The sequence below is a fragment of the Candidatus Binataceae bacterium genome, assembly GCA_036495685.1.
Lineage (GTDB): Bacteria > Desulfobacterota > Binatia > Binatales > Binataceae > JAFAHS01.
Map to the genome: position 1 here is coordinate 13,501 of DASXMJ010000105.1, position 17,386 is coordinate 30,886.

19 protein-coding genes are annotated in these 17,386 nt (G+C 61.3%); 12 read left to right on the plus strand and 7 right to left on the minus strand.

All coding sequences use genetic code 11. From position 1 onward, the window contains the following. Positions 1-4 precede the first annotated feature (4 nt). From VGI36_10645 to VGI36_10660, 4 genes are all read right to left on the minus strand, one after another. Positions 5-970, minus strand: coding sequence for a formyltransferase (locus tag VGI36_10645; GenBank protein HEY2485600.1), 966 nt, complete (start codon positions 968-970; stop codon positions 5-7). Between the two features lie 4 nt (positions 971-974). Further along, positions 975-2,003 carry a glycosyltransferase gene (locus tag VGI36_10650; protein ID HEY2485601.1) on the minus strand — a complete coding sequence of 343 codons (1,029 nt, stop codon included), beginning with the start codon at positions 2,001-2,003 and terminating at the stop codon, positions 975-977. A gap of 93 nt (positions 2,004-2,096) precedes the next feature. Further along, entirely contained in the window at positions 2,097-3,299 is a 1,203-nt protein-coding gene (locus VGI36_10655; GenBank protein ID HEY2485602.1) for a hypothetical protein, read from the minus strand. A 131-nt stretch (positions 3,300-3,430) separates the two neighbouring features. Further along, positions 3,431-4,252, minus strand: a complete 822-nt coding sequence (locus tag VGI36_10660) for a phytanoyl-CoA dioxygenase family protein (protein ID HEY2485603.1) — start codon at positions 4,250-4,252, stop codon at positions 3,431-3,433. Positions 4,253-4,503: 251 nt separating this feature from the next. On the opposite strand from VGI36_10660, the gene VGI36_10665 reads away from it, so the two are divergent. The 3 genes from VGI36_10665 to VGI36_10675 all read left to right on the plus strand — a co-directional run bounded on the left by VGI36_10665 (position 4,504) and on the right by VGI36_10675 (position 7,451). Continuing rightward, positions 4,504-6,273 (plus strand): phospholipid carrier-dependent glycosyltransferase, encoded by a 1,770-nt coding sequence (locus VGI36_10665; protein HEY2485604.1) that lies wholly within the window; start codon positions 4,504-4,506, stop codon positions 6,271-6,273. Positions 6,274-6,282: 9 nt separating this feature from the next. After that, the gene (locus tag VGI36_10670) at positions 6,283-6,753 is read left to right on the plus strand and encodes a hypothetical protein (protein HEY2485605.1); all 471 of its coding nucleotides are present in this window, start codon (positions 6,283-6,285) and stop codon (positions 6,751-6,753) included. A 62-nt stretch (positions 6,754-6,815) separates the two neighbouring features. Beyond that, entirely contained in the window at positions 6,816-7,451 is a 636-nt protein-coding gene (locus VGI36_10675; protein ID HEY2485606.1) for a helix-turn-helix domain-containing protein, read from the plus strand. A gap of 30 nt (positions 7,452-7,481) precedes the next feature. On the opposite strand, the gene VGI36_10680 is transcribed toward VGI36_10675, so the two are convergent. Genes VGI36_10680 through purE form a run of 3 tightly spaced genes read right to left on the minus strand, consistent with a single transcriptional unit; the run spans position 7,482 to position 9,701 of the window. Then, positions 7,482-8,132: a hypothetical protein gene (locus VGI36_10680; GenBank protein HEY2485607.1), complete on the minus strand. Its 651-nt coding sequence runs from the start codon at positions 8,130-8,132 to the stop codon at positions 7,482-7,484. Continuing rightward, on the minus strand, positions 8,129-9,190 hold the full coding sequence (locus VGI36_10685) for a DSD1 family PLP-dependent enzyme (protein HEY2485608.1): 1,062 nt from the start codon (positions 9,188-9,190) through the stop codon (positions 8,129-8,131). The genes VGI36_10680 and VGI36_10685 overlap by 4 nt, the downstream gene beginning before the upstream one ends. A 16-nt stretch (positions 9,191-9,206) precedes the next feature. Then, positions 9,207-9,701: a 5-(carboxyamino)imidazole ribonucleotide mutase gene (purE, locus tag VGI36_10690; protein ID HEY2485609.1), complete on the minus strand. Its 495-nt coding sequence runs from the start codon at positions 9,699-9,701 to the stop codon at positions 9,207-9,209. A 120-nt stretch (positions 9,702-9,821) separates the two neighbouring features. On the opposite strand from purE, the gene murF reads away from it, so the two are divergent. The 9 genes from murF to VGI36_10735 all read left to right on the plus strand — a co-directional run. Next, positions 9,822-11,270 carry a UDP-N-acetylmuramoyl-tripeptide--D-alanyl-D-alanine ligase gene (murF, locus tag VGI36_10695; protein HEY2485610.1) on the plus strand — a complete coding sequence of 483 codons (1,449 nt, stop codon included), beginning with the start codon at positions 9,822-9,824 and terminating at the stop codon, positions 11,268-11,270. A 27-nt stretch (positions 11,271-11,297) separates the two neighbouring features. Beyond that, entirely contained in the window at positions 11,298-12,140 is an 843-nt protein-coding gene (locus tag VGI36_10700) for an ABC transporter ATP-binding protein (GenBank protein HEY2485611.1), read from the plus strand. Between the two features lie 136 nt (positions 12,141-12,276). Beyond that, a complete protein-coding gene (locus tag VGI36_10705) occupies positions 12,277-12,939 on the plus strand; it encodes a hypothetical protein (protein HEY2485612.1) in 663 nt (220 codons plus the stop codon). A gap of 185 nt (positions 12,940-13,124) precedes the next feature. After that, the gene (locus VGI36_10710; GenBank protein ID HEY2485613.1) at positions 13,125-13,586 is read left to right on the plus strand and encodes a hypothetical protein; all 462 of its coding nucleotides are present in this window, start codon (positions 13,125-13,127) and stop codon (positions 13,584-13,586) included. 86 nt (positions 13,587-13,672) lie between these two features. Continuing rightward, a complete protein-coding gene (locus VGI36_10715) occupies positions 13,673-14,410 on the plus strand; it encodes a class I SAM-dependent methyltransferase (protein ID HEY2485614.1) in 738 nt (245 codons plus the stop codon). 224 nt (positions 14,411-14,634) lie between these two features. After that, on the plus strand, positions 14,635-15,147 hold the full coding sequence (locus tag VGI36_10720; protein ID HEY2485615.1) for a hypothetical protein: 513 nt from the start codon (positions 14,635-14,637) through the stop codon (positions 15,145-15,147). A gap of 175 nt (positions 15,148-15,322) precedes the next feature. Then, entirely contained in the window at positions 15,323-16,081 is a 759-nt protein-coding gene (locus VGI36_10725) for a DUF3109 family protein (protein ID HEY2485616.1), read from the plus strand. After that, on the plus strand, positions 16,078-16,689 hold the full coding sequence (locus VGI36_10730; protein HEY2485617.1) for a DUF1326 domain-containing protein: 612 nt from the start codon (positions 16,078-16,080) through the stop codon (positions 16,687-16,689). Before VGI36_10725 ends, VGI36_10730 begins: the two co-directional genes overlap by 4 nt. 20 nt (positions 16,690-16,709) lie before the next feature. Continuing rightward, positions 16,710-17,386, plus strand: a 677-nt coding sequence (locus VGI36_10735; GenBank protein ID HEY2485618.1) for a DUF2182 domain-containing protein, incomplete at its 3' end; no start/stop codon positions are given.

A 17,386-nucleotide genomic window follows, 5' to 3' on the forward strand; every position in this document is an offset into this window, starting at 1 on the left:
CCGCCTACGCTATTACGATAGATCCCCTGAGCAGATTCGCTCCCAGCACACTTCGCGCCTGGCCCTCGTTTCCCCCTTCTAATTGCGCCCGCAGCACGAGCACGCTCCCCGCGCCGGCCGCCACTTCAATGGCGCCGCCAGCGTGTTCCGCGATGATTTCGCCTGCCTCGCCCAGAGAGCCCGATTCGACCGCAATTGCGGCTTGCCAGATAAACAGCTTGCGCCCTCCGAGCATACAGGTAGCGCCCGGATAGGGGTGGGACACCGCGCGAACGAGGTTGAAAATTCTCCGTGCCGGCCAGCGCCAGTCAATCCTGCCATCTTCGGGCCGTCGCCGCCCGAAGTAGCTACCCGCGGCAAGGTCTTGCGGATGCCGCGGTGCACAGCCGCCTACGATCAGTGGATGATACTCGCGGATCAACTCGGCGCCGAGCGGTACCAGCTTGCGATAGAGCGTAAGCGCCGTGTCACTGTCATCGATGTTGACGACGCGTTGCGCCACGATGTCGCCGGCGTCCGCGCGCGTCACCATATGATGAAGGGTGACGCCGGTTTGGCTCTCGCCGTTCACCAGCACCCAGTTTACCGATGCCCGGCCGCGATACTTCGGGAGCAGAGCGCCATGGAGGTTGTACGCACCGAGACGGGCGCAGTCGAGCAGGCGCTGGGGGAGCAGGTTTCGGTAGAAACACGAATAGACCACCGCGGGATTCAGCGCGGCGATCCGCGCGATCCATCCGTCGTCGATCTGTTCCGCAAAAAACACCGGCACCGCATGGCGCTTCGCCAGATCCGCGCAGGATCGCCACCAGATTTCCTCGTGAGGGTCATCGCGGTGGGTGAACATTGCGGCGATTGGCGCGCCCATTGCGAGCAGCGTTTCCAGACACGCGTGCCCCATTTCCTGGTAGGCGAAGAGAACGCAGGCCGCTTGCGTGATCGCCGCTTCGGTGCGAGGAGCTGGCGTCACCGGGCTACTTGCGGGTCTCGTCGGCTTCCGGGTCGCCGTCGCCGCCCGTCCCGTGAATTTTGCGGACTATGTAAGTTGGCCGCCGCCGAACTTCCATATAGATACGGCCCGTGTATTCACCCTGGAGAGCAAGTCCCAGAAAGAGCGTGCCAACCAACATGAAGAGGGCCGCGAACAGCGTCCACATCGCGCCTTCCTGCTGCGGTCCGTAGATGATGCGATGCGCGAACAACACGAAGGCGAACGCCAAGGACAGGATAAAAATGGCAATTCCGGTCAGGCTCACCAGCTGGATGGGCAGAAACGAAAACCCGGTAATAAGGTTCAGGCTCAGTGTCGCGAGTCGCAACAGGTTGTATTTGGAGGCACCTTCGGCGCGCGCGCTGTGCGAGACCCGGATCTCGGTGACACGTCGGGCGAAGGAGTTGGCCAGTGCGGGAATGAAGGCGGCCTTCTCGTCACACTCGACTACCGTGTCCGTGATCGCGCGGCGGTAGGCGCGCAGCATGCATCCGTAGTCGTGCATCGGGACGCCGACGACCAGCGAGGTAAGGCGATTGTGAAGGTGCGAGGCATGCATGCGCCAGCTGTCGTCGTGCCGATCCTCGCGCCATCCGCCCACGACATCGTTGCCCGCGTCGATGGCCTCCAGCAGGCGCGGAATTTCTTCGGGCGGATTTTGCAGGTCGGCATCGAGTGTGACCACCACCTCGCCGCGCACCTGGCGGAAGCCGGCGAGAATTGCCGAGTGTTGCCCGAAATTGCGCGCCAGTTCGACTATGCGTACGCGGCCAGCCTCGGCCTCGGCAATGGTGCGCAGAATCTCCAGCGAATCGTCGCGCGAGCCGTCATCGATCAGGACTACTTCCCAGGGCCGCCCCGTCGCTTCCAGTACCGGTTTTAGCCGCGACCACAATGCGCCCAGATTGGCAGATTCGTTGTAGACGGGGATGACGACCGAGACCAGCCGATCCGCGCGGTCGGCAGTGGTCGGCGTACCAAAAATGGGCGCTATTTTGCCGGAAGGACTCAAGGCTTTTGCCGCGCGACGGCTGGGCTCCCCAACCTGCGCTGCACCAGTTGCATTCTGGCAAACGCGCGCGGCTCATTAAAGATAGGCAGATTATTACTCTCCCCGGTTTCCCCACTGAAAAGTTTCGAGCATCGCACAGTTGGCGCGACGCACCCCCTCGACGAGAACTGGGTAGGGGGTCCAATCCTCGCGTACCAGCCCCTGCATAAGAACTCCCCTGCTTTTTGAGAAACGGTCCAGGTAGTGGCAGCGGTGATAGCCGAGGATGTAGGGCTGCGCGAAGGCCTCCTTGAGGTATTCTTCGTACGCACGCGCGGCGTCCGCCTCGCTTGCGCACTTTGGCCAGCCGGTTTCCGGATAGCGAGCGGTGGGAAAGCTGAGGGCGTGGTCACAGATCAGAATTGGTTTGCGCGAGATTCGATACACACGGTCGAACCGATCTTTCTCGAAGCGCGGCTCACATGGCTGGACGGCAATTGCATCTGTCCAGGGTAACGCTTCTTCGAGCACTTCGGTGGGCATGTCGGTCAGCAAGTAGCGATCGCCGAACACGAGATGCTTGCGATCCTCACGCTCCATCGCCTCGCCGGCTGCACGATAGTACTCGCGCGCGATGAGCCGCAGAAAATCATAGTCGTCGCGGTGCACGACTGGATCATCCAGTAGCAGACCTGCGAAATCCGCGTGTAGTAACGACGGGTCATACAGGTCGGTGCCGTAAAGCTTGCGGAAGGCGTCCGGATTCGCGCCATGCCGCTCGCGCAGGAAGGCGACATAGCGCTGCTTGCCGGGATAGATCGCCTGGCTACCGCGAATCGCGGACACCCAGTCGTCATTCACCAGCCGCCGGGCATTATCGAGGTCCCAGCGCGGCGTGTCGGTCCAGTAGTAACCAATCAGATTTGGATTGCTTTTGACCGGCGCACACATCTGATGAACCGCCCGGCGGGCGGCGCCGCCATACCCGCCGAAAACATCCGGATAGCGCGGCCGGGGAGCGAAGTATGGAACCCAGGCGATATAGGTATCCGCGAGGAACGGCATGCGATCGGGAAGTTCGCTCGGATGATGATAGCCTGCGGTATTAAATCCCCATTGCTGCAGATTCGCAGCAATTTTTTCGGTGAGCGGGGTACGCCGTTCGCGAGCCTCGTCACGGAATCCGGGGACCGCGCCGGTATGAACTACTCCCAACGAAACGAACGGACTACCGTTTGGTGCAATGAGCATCCAGCGGCCGTGGCGCTGCTCGATTCGATAGACCGGACGCGGCTGCCGAGTCTTAGCTCTGTTCATTGCTCCGCAGTCTCATGTTCGACGCGGGCCCGCACTATCGTCGCGGCGGCATCTTGCATTCAGCGAATCCCCGGAGGTTCGGAACGGCATGGTCGGGCTATGCCCACTGCAAGACATTCGCGCTTCTCCAATCAGGAGTTTACGCAGCCTTTCGCTCGATAGACGCCTTGCCGCGCGACGATGCGCGGTTTGCCACTGCAATTGAGTGAGGGCGTGTGTAAAACGCTCGAATGCATCACGACGATGTCCCCTGCTTTGCCGGTAATTTCGACCACTTTCACCGGAACACCGCGCACTATCGCGCCTTCTTCCATAAGCCGTTGTCTGCGCGTCTCCGAAAATTCTTCCGACCATAGGTCCCTCAGCCACGGGTGGGTCTCTGCCAGCAACCTGCGCCCATCGGCAGAGCGAATCTTCGCTTTGCCGCCTGCTGAAAGTTCCTGAATCAATCTATGGGTTCCGATTACCGCCACCGTTGCCCCACCTTGGGAGCTGACCGAATCCAAAAATGCGAAGACCGTGACCTCCCCAAATGCGCGCTGAACGCCAAGCCCTCCATAGACGTCAAGGTGCCAAGTTTGGTGGGGCACTTCCCACCGCCGCCCATGGAATGGAAAGGTGACCAAAGGAGTCCCCCAGTGCACCGGCCGCTCCCACCCATCCGGCGCAAAGAGATCGTTGAGCGCCGCGCACAGGGCGGGGCTCATCATACCGGCGAATCCACCTTTCCGCCCCACGTGTTGCAAACCAAAGACCGGCCCTTCTCGCCACGCTTCCGGTGCATCGGGCCGAAAACCATATTTACCGGCAAGCTCCGCCCACAAAATTTCGCGCATGGCGCACACCTGCGGCTCGGGGATCGCACTAGGCAGATGCAGTAACCCGGTATCGTCGAACTCACGGCGCTGTTCCGTGATTAGTCCACCGGCCCCGAGATTGTTTCCATCGTTCATCCGGTCTCCCCGAAACGCCAAAACGCTCCGTGCGGGCCCAGCCGACCCTTAGATTTCGGTTGGGCGTGCGCGGAGCGTCTCCGTGCTGCTGGCGGAGTCCGATCGCTCGAACTCAGGCTCAGATATGACAGACGCAATTCTTATCGACGCCCCTTGCCGTGTCAACTTGCGTCACCAGGAGGGGGAGCTCATGTGGAGCAGGACTTCACGCCGTTGACCTGGCGTGCTGGTGCCGGAAGACTCGTGGGGTTATGCAACCGCCCCACAGGTCGTCTCGCGTCGCACTGGCAGCTCTGATCGCGGCGCTCCTTTACCTGCCCGGCCTCGGCTCCCCCGCGCTGTGGGAACCTGATGAGGGCCGCTATGCGGAAATCGCCCGCGAGATGGTGGTTTCGGGAGAGTACATCACCCCGCGCGACGACCAGGTCCGCTACTTCGAGAAGCCGCCGCTGGTGTATTGGGCGGAGGCGGTCGCGATACGCCTGTTCGGAGCCGATGAGTTCGCGGTACGGCTCCCCGCGGCTCTGTTCACGATCGGACAAGTCGCGGCCACTTGCCTGATCGGCGAGGCAATGTTCGGGGCGGCTGCCGGGTTTGCAGGGGCAGTCGTGCTAGCTCTGTGTCCCCTGGTCTTCGCGTTCGCGCGGTTTGCCACGCTCGATCCTGCGCTGGCTTTCTTTCTGACCGCGGCCGTGGGAGCGTTTTACTTCGCCGCGGAGTGTCCCGACTTCAGCGGCGGTGCGGGTCGCGCCTGGATGTTGATTGCCTCCGCGATGCTGGCGCTGGGCACACTGGCCAAGGGCCCGGTCGCACCGGTACTGGGCGGATCTGTCGCACTGATCTGGATCCTGCTCGAAGGGCGGGGCCGTGAAGTGCGCCGCATGCCGCTACTAAGTTGCCTCGCGGTGTATGCGGTTATCGTCACACCATGGTTTCTTTTGACCGCGATGCGCAATCCCGGGTTTGCGAGCTTCTTCTTCGTGCACGAGCATCTGGAGCGGTTCGTCTCATCGCGCGAACACGGATGGGGGCCGTACTTCTTCATTCCCGTCGTGGTGGCCGGAACCTGGCCCTGGCTTTTTTTCGTTCCGCTGGGAATCTCTACCGCCCGCGAGTTGCCCGAAGCGCATCACCGGAAGGTGCGCTCCGCGCTGCGGTTGCTCGCGGTCTGGTTCACGGTCATTTTCGTCTTTTTCTCAATTCCGCGCTCCAAGCTCGGCTCCTACATCCTGCCGGCGTTGCCTCCGATCGCCATGGTTTCCGGCTTGGCGCTTGCCCATCTCGGCGCGACGAGCCGCGAGCGACGCACAAGAATCTCCGGACGTTTTGCACTGCTCAATCTTGCGATCGCCGGGGTGGTGATAATCGTGCTCGTCGCGATACGGGCCAGGATTGGACTAGCGCTGGTATTGGATGGCACCGCCATTGCCATAGTGGTCGCGGCCGGCGCAGTGGCGGCTTGGGCGCTCGCCGCCAGAACCAACCATGCCGGCTACGTGTTCGCGGCCATCGCGTTGGCAATGGCGACCACGAGCTGGCTTGGGCAGAGCGCCAGAATTCATGCGGGAGCCACGATCAGCTATCGCGATCTGGCTCGTCAAATCAGGCCTTATGAAGGTTGCGTGCTCGGTTCGTACCGTCACTTCGTGCAGGCGCTGCCGTTCTACACGGGTCGGCGCGAGATTTTGGTCCAGTACTGGGGCGAGCTAGCCCCGTTTGCGCAGACTCCTGACGAGCGCGCTGGATTCGTTGGCACGGCCGCCAAGCTCCGCGAAGTGTGGGCATCGAACCGCTGCGTCGTGTTGATCGCTAACCGTGGGGACCTCGAGGAATTGAGCAAAACGTTGAATCCACCACCGCGTATAATCGGTTGCGAAGGTAAGAAGCTTGCGCTCTACAATCGGGAAGTGGCGCACGCTGCGGCGGGATGTGAGGTCCGAGAGGATCGCAAAGATCCCACAGGCACGACGGGAAACCTGAACCCTCAACACTTGGATTCGACGCCGCTGGCCTGTAGTTAGAAAGGGCGGATGTTTGCGGCAAAGGTCATACGCCCATGGCTCACCGCAATTGCTTTGACAATCGCACTACAGGGCTGCGCTCCGATAAACCAAGATTCCGCGCAACGAGCGCTCGCCGAAGGCCGACTTGATGATGCCGCGTATGATATTCAGGCAGCGCTAGCCCACGACCCCGACAACCTTACGCTGAAGAATCTCGCCGCGCAGATTTTTACCCAGCGCGGTGTCAAGTCCTATCAGGGCGGTGCAATGATCGCGGCGAGCGAAGATTTCCACCGTGCGATCGATTACTTTCCAACCTACGCGCCGGCCTACGACTACCTGGGTATGCTTTCCTTTCAGCAGCACAACTGGCAAGACGCGATCAAATACGGGAGCATGGGTGCGGGATACGCGGGTCAATCGGATCCAAGTTATGTGCGAGATGCGCGCGAGAACCTGCGCAAGCTTGAGACTGGTGGAACTCAAGGTGGCAGCTGAGCAAGTGGCAGATAGGGCAGCTAGTTCTCGGAGAACCCTTGCAAAAGGCGGGGAGGCAGCAGGTGGCTGAAGCGAAGACGCAAATCGCGGGGGTTGGCGGGACCCGCGGTGAGACAAGTCTCGGCCAATTTCTCACCGAGGCGCGCAAGAGCGGCGGCTACACCCCCGAGCAGGTTGCTGCCGAAACCCACATCCCTCCTCACTACATCAGAGCGATCGAGACCGACGACTACGGTCTCATTTCCGATCAGCTCTACCTGCTGCCGTTCGTGCGCCGGTACGCCGCTTTTATCGGACTCGACCCAGAGCAGGTTGCCTCGCGCTTCGTGCACGACGTGCAAAAAGCAGAAAACACTGCCGCAAAGACCAGCGAACCCATCCCGATGATCACGAAGGAACCCAAGTCGGGCGGCGGGCGGTACCTCATTCTGGTGATCGTCCTGATAGTCGGGGCCGCAACCGCTTTCCTGTTGGTGAAGAGACAGGCGCTTCTGCGGGGCCTGCTCCATCTTTCACAGCGGGAGTCCTTGAAGGTTGAGTCTCTGGTGAGGCCTCCCGCTAAAGTTTCGCGAGCCGCACCACCGAGCAGCGCGCCCGGTGTCCCATTCGAAACCAGGGTCACGCCGCTGGCGGTATCGGACGATTTGTCATCTAACTCGCCGCACGGCCTTCGCCGCAACCTTCAGACAACTGATTAATACTCGCGCGGGAAGAGAATCAGGTTACGCTCAGTGGAGAATCGCGTCGGCGATTGCTTCCGCCACCAACCGCTTGCCCTTTTCCACGTCGTCTCCCGCCTCCACCAGCGCGACGACCTTAAGCTCGCTCGCCGAGTCCGAAGCCGATGCGCGCGCGACGATCGCGGTCTGGTACAGTTGGTTGGGCGGAATCTTGTCGTAAGGAGAGGGCCCATTTGCCGCCTCGTCGCGATTGTTCAGGTAGGTCTGGAACTGTTGCATCCTCGGGTCCTCGTGGTTCAGGGTCTGGCGGCGAGCCATTGAGGTGTACGGATCTTCCAAAGGCTTGTTACCGGTATCACCCAGCGGCGGTGGTTGCGCACCCAGGTCCTTGAGCATCTCGGCGACCGACGGATCACCCGGCGACAAGTCCTGGATAGAAACCCCCGGAGCCAGTGCGCGTGCATTGACCGTGACCGTTACCATGATGGGCACGCCCGAACGTGGGTGCCCGCGAAGATCTTCGCTGAGCACTCCCTGAACCACCGGGTCGGTGCAGACCGACATGACCGCGGCGTTGGGCGGAATCTTGAGCCGGCCCAGGGTTTTGATTTCGGTCGCCGCCGAGATGCCCGCGTGCGCCGGAATCATCAGCACGGCGAGGACTAGACCGCCGACCGCCTTTCGCCATGAGTCCCTCATCTATATGCGCGTGCCCCTTCGATCGGCCAAATCGCGACTACCTCATCCCCTCTCACGACATAATACTCGCTGTGTAAATTTATGGTGGTATCGCCGTGACTCGGCACCACTTCGATTTTCGTTCCAGGCGCAATTTCCAGATCGCCAGCGGCCAGGTGACCGTGTTCTTCCGACAACCGCGCGACCTTGAGCGGGAGGGTCTTTCCTAGCGGTGGACCAAATTCATTGGTCAGCGATTTCATGCCCGCGTCGACAATCACTCGGTCGCCTCGCCGCGCGATAACGGTAGTGAGCAAGGTCAGCGCCGACATACCTAAATCGGGTCGCACCCGCCGATAGGCTCCATCCATAAAGACGTACGAGCCGGCCTGAACTTCAGTCACGTCCGGCCATGAACCGGCTATATCGTAAGTGCCGGTGCCGCCGGCGCTCACGATTGCGGGCGGCAGTCCCGCACCCCTAAGCGCTTCGACATGACGGCTCAGAATGGTAAGCGCCTCCCGCGCGGTGGTCTCGCGCTTTTCGCGATCCGGCAACAGCACCGCATGGCCTTCATAACCCATGACGCCGCGATAGTTGAGCGGACCGCGCGCGATTCTCTTTACCAACGTGACCGTCTCGGCGGGCGAGTCGGTGCCACAGCGATGCATTCCGGTATCTACTTCAATAATTACATCGATGGCGCGTCCCGCACGCGCACAACCCCCCTCGAGTTCTTGGATATTGAATTCGCTCTCCACCGTCGCGATCGTGTCAACCCGCGCGGCGATGGCGAACAGGCGATCGACCTTAGCGGCACCGGCGATCTGATTGGCTATGAGAATCGGCCCCAGTCCAGCCCGTGCCAGCACCTCGGCCTCGCCAAGCTTGGCCGCGGTGATTCCGATCGCGCCGGCAGCCAGCTGGCGCCGGGCGATCTCGGGTGTCTTGGGCGTCTTGAAATGGGGCCGCAGCTTTTGCGGCCGACCGCGAAAGTATGCCGCCATCACGGCTATGTTGTCTTCGACGAGGTCCAGGTCGAGAATCAACGCGGGCGTGTCGATATCGGACTTGCGCATAACGCGGCGGTTCTGGTCAGGGGAGCTTCTGCTGCAAAAGCTCCTGAGCGCGGGCCTCGCGCCAGGCCTTAAGCCGCTGGGCCAGTTCGGGATCGCCGAGCGCGATTATCTGGGCAGCGAACAGCCCGGCGTTGGCGGCTCCCGGCTTTCCGATCGCCATGGTTGCCACCGGCACCCCCTTCGGCATCTGGACGATCGAAAGCAACGAATCCATCCCGCTCAACGATGTGGTGGGCATCGGCACGCCGATCACCGGCAGAATGGTCTTGGCCGCGATCACGCCGGCCAGATGGGCCGCCCCGCCCGCCCCCGCGATGATTGCACGCAGGCCGCGCTCGGCGGCGCGCGCCGAATATTCCAGGGTCAGGTCCGGCGTGCGATGCGCGGACAGCACCCTAACCTCATGTGGAACTTTAAGTTCGGTCATGGTCTCGGCCGCCGCCGCCATATATTCCCAATCGCTCTTGCTGCCTATGATTACGCCGACCAGCGGCGTCTCCCTCGAAGCCATGTCCGACCCACCCTCCGACTGGTGTGTGACTGAAGAAGCGAGGGTCATCCCGTGTGCCTTGGTTGTCAAGGGCGCACCCCGTGTATGAGCCGCGCTTGGAATTCGGCAGTATGATTCCCGATGGCCACCACGATTCCGCCGAACCGATGTGCATTCACACTCGGCGAGATCGCCGCGGCAACTGATGGAGAACTGGTTGGCGGCGATGCGCGTACGACCACGATCGGAGTAAGCACCGACACCCGCCAAACGCAGCGCGGTGCGCTGTTCGTCGCGCTGAAGGGCGCCGCGTCCGACGGTCACGATTATCTGACACAGGCGGCCTCGCGGGGTGCCGGCGCCGCAGTGGTGTCGCGCGGCCGAGAATTGGCCTCGCTTCCGTGCATCGCGGTCGAGGACACGCTCCCGGCACTCGGATCGCTTGCGCGCCGCCATCTGCAGCGGGTTCGTGCCGAAAGCCGCCTTCCCGTTATCGCCGTGGGTGGTGCCGCCGGAAAAACGACCACCAAGGAACTCCTGGCCGCGGCCGCGCGCGCGGTTTTCGGCTCTACTCTCGCAACTCCGGGAAACCTGAACAATCGGATCGGTGTCCCGATGACTATCTTCACCCTTTCCGGGGAGCATCGCGCGGCCATCATTGAATGCGGGACCAATCTGCGTGGTGAGATCGCTCAGCTCGCTCACATCGTCGAACCCGACGCGGCGCTGGTGCTCAACGTCGATATTGAGCATAGCGAAGGCCTTGGCTCTCTGCAGGAAATCGTCGACGAGGAGGCCGCGATGTTCTCCACCGCGCGCAGGTTTGCGATCGTCTCAACCGAACAACCGCTGCTCAGATCGCGCATACCTCCTCGTCTGAGCGTTCTTACTTTCGGGACCTCGTCCGAGGCCGATGTCCGTCTGGCAAGCCGTGCCGTGCTGGACAACGGACGCTCGAGAATCGTGCTTAAAGTGGACCCCCGGCTTGTGAAGAGCGGCGAAAGTCCGCTGCTGGTGGCTGAGATCGTTTTGCTTGGACCGGCGATGGCTTTGAACTGCGCCGCCGCAGTGGCGTGCGTGCTCGCGATGAGTCCCGAGACTTTGTCAAGTGATCAGCTGCGCGCCATTGGCGAGGCGCTCGCTGCCGCGGGTCCGGTCTCGCGCCGCCTGGCTCTCGCGAATCTGAAGGGGATGTTGGTGATCGATGACAGCTACAACGCGCAACCCCCATCGATGCGGGCCGCGATCGCAACCGCAACCGAGGTGGCCGAGCACTCGAAGGCAAGGCTGATTTTTATTTTGGGCGACATGCTGGAACTCGGCGCACTCTCCGCAAGTTCCCACGATGATACGATAGCGGCGGTCCTGGCCTCGCGTGCCGCCCTGTTCGTCGCGGTTGGTCCCGAGATGAATGCCGCGCTCACCAGGGTGCTCAACCCTCCCGTCAGGGCGGGCGTGGAATGCTTGCAGGCCCGCGACAGCGATGAGGCGGTACGCCTGATCGCGGGGAGATTCCGAGATGGTGATGTGGTTCTCGTGAAAGGATCGCTTGGGATGGCGATGGACCGCGTGGTCGACAGTCTGCGTTAACCGTCCGCCCGAGGTTTCAATACGTAGATGGCCGAGACTCTTCAGCGCGTTAGCGCGCGGCGCAAAGCGACCACCCGACCGGTCATCGAAGTTTTAGGCCTGGTGGTGGAACGCGACGTCTCGATCCTGCGCGGCATCGATTGGCGCGTCGAGGGAGGGCAGCACTGGGTGATTGTGGGCGCGAACGGATCCGGCAAGACCTCGTTGTTGCGTGCGCTCACGGGCTACTTTCCGCCCACCGCCGGCACGATTAGGGTCCTGGGCAAAACCTACGGACGCAGCGATTGGCGCGAGTTGAGGAAAAAGGTCGGACTGGTGAGCTCGAGCGTTCACCAGATGATGCCGGAGGGGGAGACAGCGCTCGCCGCGATAGTCAGCGGCAAACTCGCGATGATCGGCCACTGGGGTGAGGTCGCGGACGCCGATCGGGCCACGGCAGCAAAGATTCTGAGGCGCATCGAGGCCTCTTCTCTAGCCGAGCGCCCCTGGTTGCATCTCTCGCAGGGCGAGCGCCAGCGAATCCTCATCGGCCGCGCTCTGATGGCGGACCCGCGGTTACTGATCCTCGACGAACCATGCGCGGGTCTTGACCCGGTGGCGCGTGAACATTTCCTGCAGTTCCTCGAGCGACTGGCTCGATCGAAAGGCGCGCCAGCGATTGTCCTTGTGACACATCATGTTGAGGAGATCACAGCGGCCTTTTCGCATCTCATCGTGCTCAAGCAGGGACAAGTTATCGCCGCAGGCCCCCGGCGCGATGTACTGAATTCGAAAACGCTCTCGGCGGCCTTCGACGCGCAGGTGCGCTTGACCAATCATGCAGGCCGTTATTCACTGGCCGTTCAACCCTCAGCCTCGCTGATAATCTGAACTGTTCAGAAGTCCCGAGCGGAAGCCGGCGGCATCTTTCGAAGAGAAGTAGAGTACGAAACTACTCGCCTTGGATGCGATGGCGATGCTAGATTTTTGGCGAGAGGATTTCGCGCGATAAGGAGAACCCCTGATCATGATAACCAGAGAGCGTCTCGGAATCCTGGCAATGGTATTTGTCGCTGCGACTTTGGGTGGGGGGGTGGCCGGTTACCTCATCAGCGCCGCAACCGTCGAGGCCGCCGCGGCTCCTAGAGTAGTCTCGGCGCGTAAGTTCGTTCTCCTCGACCAGGCAGGCAAGACCCGCGGCGTGCTCGACATCACCAGCCGGGGAGTAGCGCAGCTTGCCCTCATGGATGCCACCGGAGCGTTGCGTGCAGGACTCGGAGTGGCTCCCGACGGCGCTCCGGGCCTGGGGCTATATGACAGCAAGGGCAAGGCTCGCCTTGAAGTGGTATACACCACGGACTCGCCGCGCATAAGGATGTTCAATACCGACGGGACTCCGGAGTTGGCGTTTGGAGTCGGAGAGAAGGGGGGAGCGGGGATCGTTATTCACGATCATTCCGGGAAGGATCGCGCTTCGTTCGTTATCGACGCCGATGGCTCGCCAACTCTACGGATGGGCGATGCGAGCGGAAGCCGGATTGGTTTGGATGTGACACCGGACGGAAGGCCTGGGGTCGCGCTTCTTGGAAGCAACGGCGTCACTCGTGCCTCTTTGACCCTCAATTCAGATGGTTCGGGGGCTCTGACCCTGTTTGATTCGTCCGGAAACGCGATTAACAGCCTGCCCTGAGGGGGCGCAGACAAAGCGGCTTTCTCTTCGCATCGGGCGCCCCTGTCGCGCTTGCGCCCGATGCGGTCTTCCGGTGCTTGCGTCCACCGCTGGCCATGGAGACAATAGCGTCCGCGCGAGGAATGCGGCGGGCTTTTTGAATGCCTTCAATCTTTCGTTTTGATCACTCTGGGCGTGCACTCCCAGTGCTCCTGCTTGCGTGCGTCGCTATCGCCTGTTCCAGCGTTGCTTCCGACATCCACCAGATGGACGAGCCGGCCAAGCCAACACCCGAACAGAAGGCCGCGCAGATCGAGCCCATGCTAAGCGCGGCGGGATTCGTGATGCTGCCCGCCGATACTCCAAAGCGCGAGCAACAAATCGCAAGTCTACCGCCGCTTGAGGTTTCTTACTACGTCGGACGGACCGGGAAGCTGCATTACTGGATGGCCGACCCGCAGCACTGCAAATGCATGTATCTGGGTTCGGAGCAGGCTTATCAGCGATACGAGCAGATGCAGCTGCAGCAGAACTGGGAACAAAAGGAGAACCAAACTGCGCGCGATGATGTTGCAGCCGCTCAGGAAGAAGAGATGGACGCGCAGATCGAGAATTTCAATCCCTACGGCGGACTGGGCTGGGTAGGTCCCGGCTTCTACTACCCATAGGCCGCTTGCCTGCTTCCGCGATGCGGTTCGAGGAATTTATTGGGCGTTGTCGCACCGAATGGCCCGAATTCACCGATCCCAAATGCTTGGAAAGATCGCGCACTCCGAGCGGCCGGGAACTGGCCGAGGTGCTCGACAACGTTCCGGGCATGGCGACCGAGAACAAGCTCAAGCTGCTCAATCTGGCGGTTGCCGCCTTGGAACCGGATGAAGTCTACGTAGAGGTCGGGTGCTACAAGGGTGCGAGCCTGGTCGGCGCCGCACTGGGCAACCACCATCATCGGCTCTTCGCCTGCGATAATTTCTCGCAATTCGATGGCGCAGCGGACTCGCTACGCGCGACCCTCGGCCGCTATACGCCGCCCGGCCAGGTTCAATTCTTCGACATGGATTTCCGCAAGTTCATGGAAGTGGCGCCATGGCAGCCCGCGCGAATCGGCGCATACTTCTACGATGGCGGCCACTCATTCGCCGATCAGTACGACGGCTTGCGCTGCGCGTTGCCGCACTTCTCGTCGGATGCGGTCATCGTGATTGATGACACCAACAAGCGCGCCGCACGCGCGGCCGATCAACTAATGGCGCGCCAGGTCCGCGGCTGGGAACTCATTCTGAACCTTCGCACTCCACGTAATCATCATCCGACGTGGTGGAACGGGATCCAGGTCTACCGCTACAGAAGATCCGCGGGGGCCGTGCCGAACGATCTTGGCGGATCAAGCTTCGCGGTGCGCAAATTCATCTACGACGATATTTTTCTGAACCTTAAGCACCGACGCCGCGCGTTGCGCCGCGACCTGAAGGCGTGGTTGCGCGGACGTTAGCGGGACGCGCTCGTATGCACGCTTCAAAAGTTGTCGTCCGACAGAATAGGCTTCGGAGCTGCCCTTTCTTCGTCACCGCGCTGCTAGTGCTGGGACCCCTTGTCGGCTGTGCCAGCCGCAGCGACTCACCATCGTCGCTGGGCGTTTCGCAGAACCCCTCAGCCGCGCAGGTGCGGTCCGCAGGTCAGGTCCCAGCGCCGGTTTTGCGCAGCGGAGACGTGTGGGTGGATCGAATCAGGGGTGATAATCGCGAATTTCGCATCGAGGAGGTTCAGCGCGACGGCACGATGAACGTCAGCTTCTGGGGTTCGGAGATGACGACCGATCCCTACCTCAACATCATTGTCTACCGCTCATTGACCGAATCGTCGGCAGACCCGAGCATATCGGACAAGCCCGGCCTGTGGTTTCCGTTTCCCCTCTATCCGAACAAGACCTGGGTGAACGACTACAGCTGGCGCGTCATCGGCGCATCCGCGACCAGCGGCCGTGCGCAGGACACCGGAAGAGTGTTCGGCTGGGAGGATGTGACAGTGCCGGCTGGGACCTTTCACTGCATCAAGGCCGAGGTCAATACCCGGTTTTACGGAAAAGGAGGGATGGCTGACGAATCGCAGTTGACGTACTGGTATGCGCCAAAGGTCAACCGCTTCGTCAGGTTTGACTATCACTCGAACTATGAGGGCTCGGTCGTGGCACAACTGGTGGAGTACAAACCCGCCACCCCGACACCTTAAGCTTGGGGGCGGAGCTGCCGAGCGTCCCTCGCGCGAGAAGTGACGGACGCAAATCTCTATGAGCGCGCTCGCGATGAGCTGTAACAATGGACCTGCATTGTGATTTGGACATAAGTGAACAGGGATTGCGCTGCGGCCCGTATGCGCGGCGCATCTAAGAGATTGAGGTCGAAAAATGCCACCCTCACCTGCTTCCACAGCGCTCAGCAATTGGCTGCGCGACTACAATGAGGCGCCCTGGCGCCGCTATATCGACTCACTTAGGGGCCGCGGTCTGCTCGTGGACGTCGACGGTATCCTTGTGGATTGCGAAGCAATGTTCCGGACGCGATTTCATTGCGACACGCGGACCTGTGCGGGGATTGATCGCGACCCTGAAACCGAGTCGTGCTGCACCGACTATGAGGTGGAGATAACCCCCGAGGAGAAGGAACGAATCGTCGCCAATGCCGATGCAGTCCTCGAGTTACTTTCCCGATACGATGCCCGGCGGGTAAACGCCCAGCGGTCCATCAGCGAGTTTTTCGAGGAATCACACTCGATCTCGCTGGCCAAGGAAAAAGGACGGTGCGTCTTTTCGTATCGCGACTCGGAGGGGCGATTGTGGTGCGGACTCCACTCTCTGGCCCTGGAGAAAAACGTTCCGGTCGCCTCGATTAAGCCGTTGACTTGCGTGTTCTTTCCGGTCGTTGTCTATCGGTTCGAAAACGGCGATACCTTGTTGACGGCGATCTCGCGTGATACCGCGGGCCTGATGGAGGGCGCCAAGGACACCCAACTTCCGTGCTTGCGCATTCAGAAAGGCGACCCGATGTTTATGGAATGCCGCACTGCAATTGAGACCGGTTTCGGGTCGACCTTCTTTGCACACCTGACCTCAGCGGCCGAGCAATTTGCGGCTGCTGGGGGTCACCCGAAGGGAGGAGCCAAATGACCACACAGAAACCCCACTGGACGCTCGCCGGTGAGTACTTCGAGTCGTGCAACTGCGAGATTCTATGTCCCTGCCTGTTGCTTGGCGCGCGACCGACCGAGGGACATTGCGATGTGGTGCTGGCCTTCCATATTGAAAAAGGACAATACGGCAACGTCGACTTGTCGGGTCTCAACGCCGTCCAGGCGCTGACCACCCCCGGAGTAATGTCCGCCGGCGGAGGCACGCTGGCCGTGTACGTCGATGATCGCGCAACCCCAGAGCAGCGCGCCGCACTGGAAGAAATCTTCACGGGCGCGGCGGGCGGTCCTCCTTCGGTCTTCGGACCGATGGTTGCGAAACTGCTGCCGACCAAGTCCGCGCCCATCAGCTTCACCGCAGAAGGAAAGAAACGCACCGTGTCGATAGCAAACGTCACCGCGGTGACGGTGGAGGCAATCACCGGTGCGGGCAGGCAGGTGGTGTGGATGGAAAACGTCGCGCACCCATATTCGACGAAGCTGGCGATCGCCAGAGGCAGCTCAAGCCAATACCAAGATCATCAACTCCGCTTCGACAATTCCGGTCGCAACGGTCATTTCTCGCCCATCGCCTGGTCCAACGCATAGCCTCGCGGCAGCGCTCACCGATGAAACGCGAGCGCGCATACCTTCTGACCGAGATAATTGCCGTCAGCGCACTGGCGTGGATCTATCTGGTCAGGATGCCAATGAGCGCGGCGGACTTTGGCACGCTAGCGGCCCGAATCGCCGCTCCTCTTCCCACCCCGCTCGTGGACTTTTCGATCTGCTTTCTGATGTGGGCGGTGATGATGGTCGCGATGATGCTGCCAAGCGCAAGCCCAATGGTTTTGACTTATGCACGGCTGGCCGGCGGGCGTGACGGAGTCAGCGTTCTATGGACTTGGATGTTCGCGGCCGGGTATCTCGCAGTGTGGACCGCTTTCAGCTTTGCAGCGACGGTTGCCCAGCTGACCCTCGCACGCACCGCGGTTCTGACCAATGCGCTGACAGTCGCACCGATCCTGGGTGCGGCGATACTCGGCGCAGCCGGCATCTATCAGTTTACCCCGTGGAAAAGCGCGTGCCTTAGACATTGCCAATCGCCAGTCGCGTTTTTCATGACGCGATGGCGTGACGGCGCAGCGGGCGCATTCCGGATGGGACTCCAGCACGGCACGTCATGCGTGGGGTGCTGCTGGATGCTGATGGCGTTGCTGTTTGTCGCGGGCGTGATGAACCTGGTATGGGTCGCCTCGATCACAATTTTCGTGCTGCTCGAGAAATTGATTCCGTACCCGCGTGC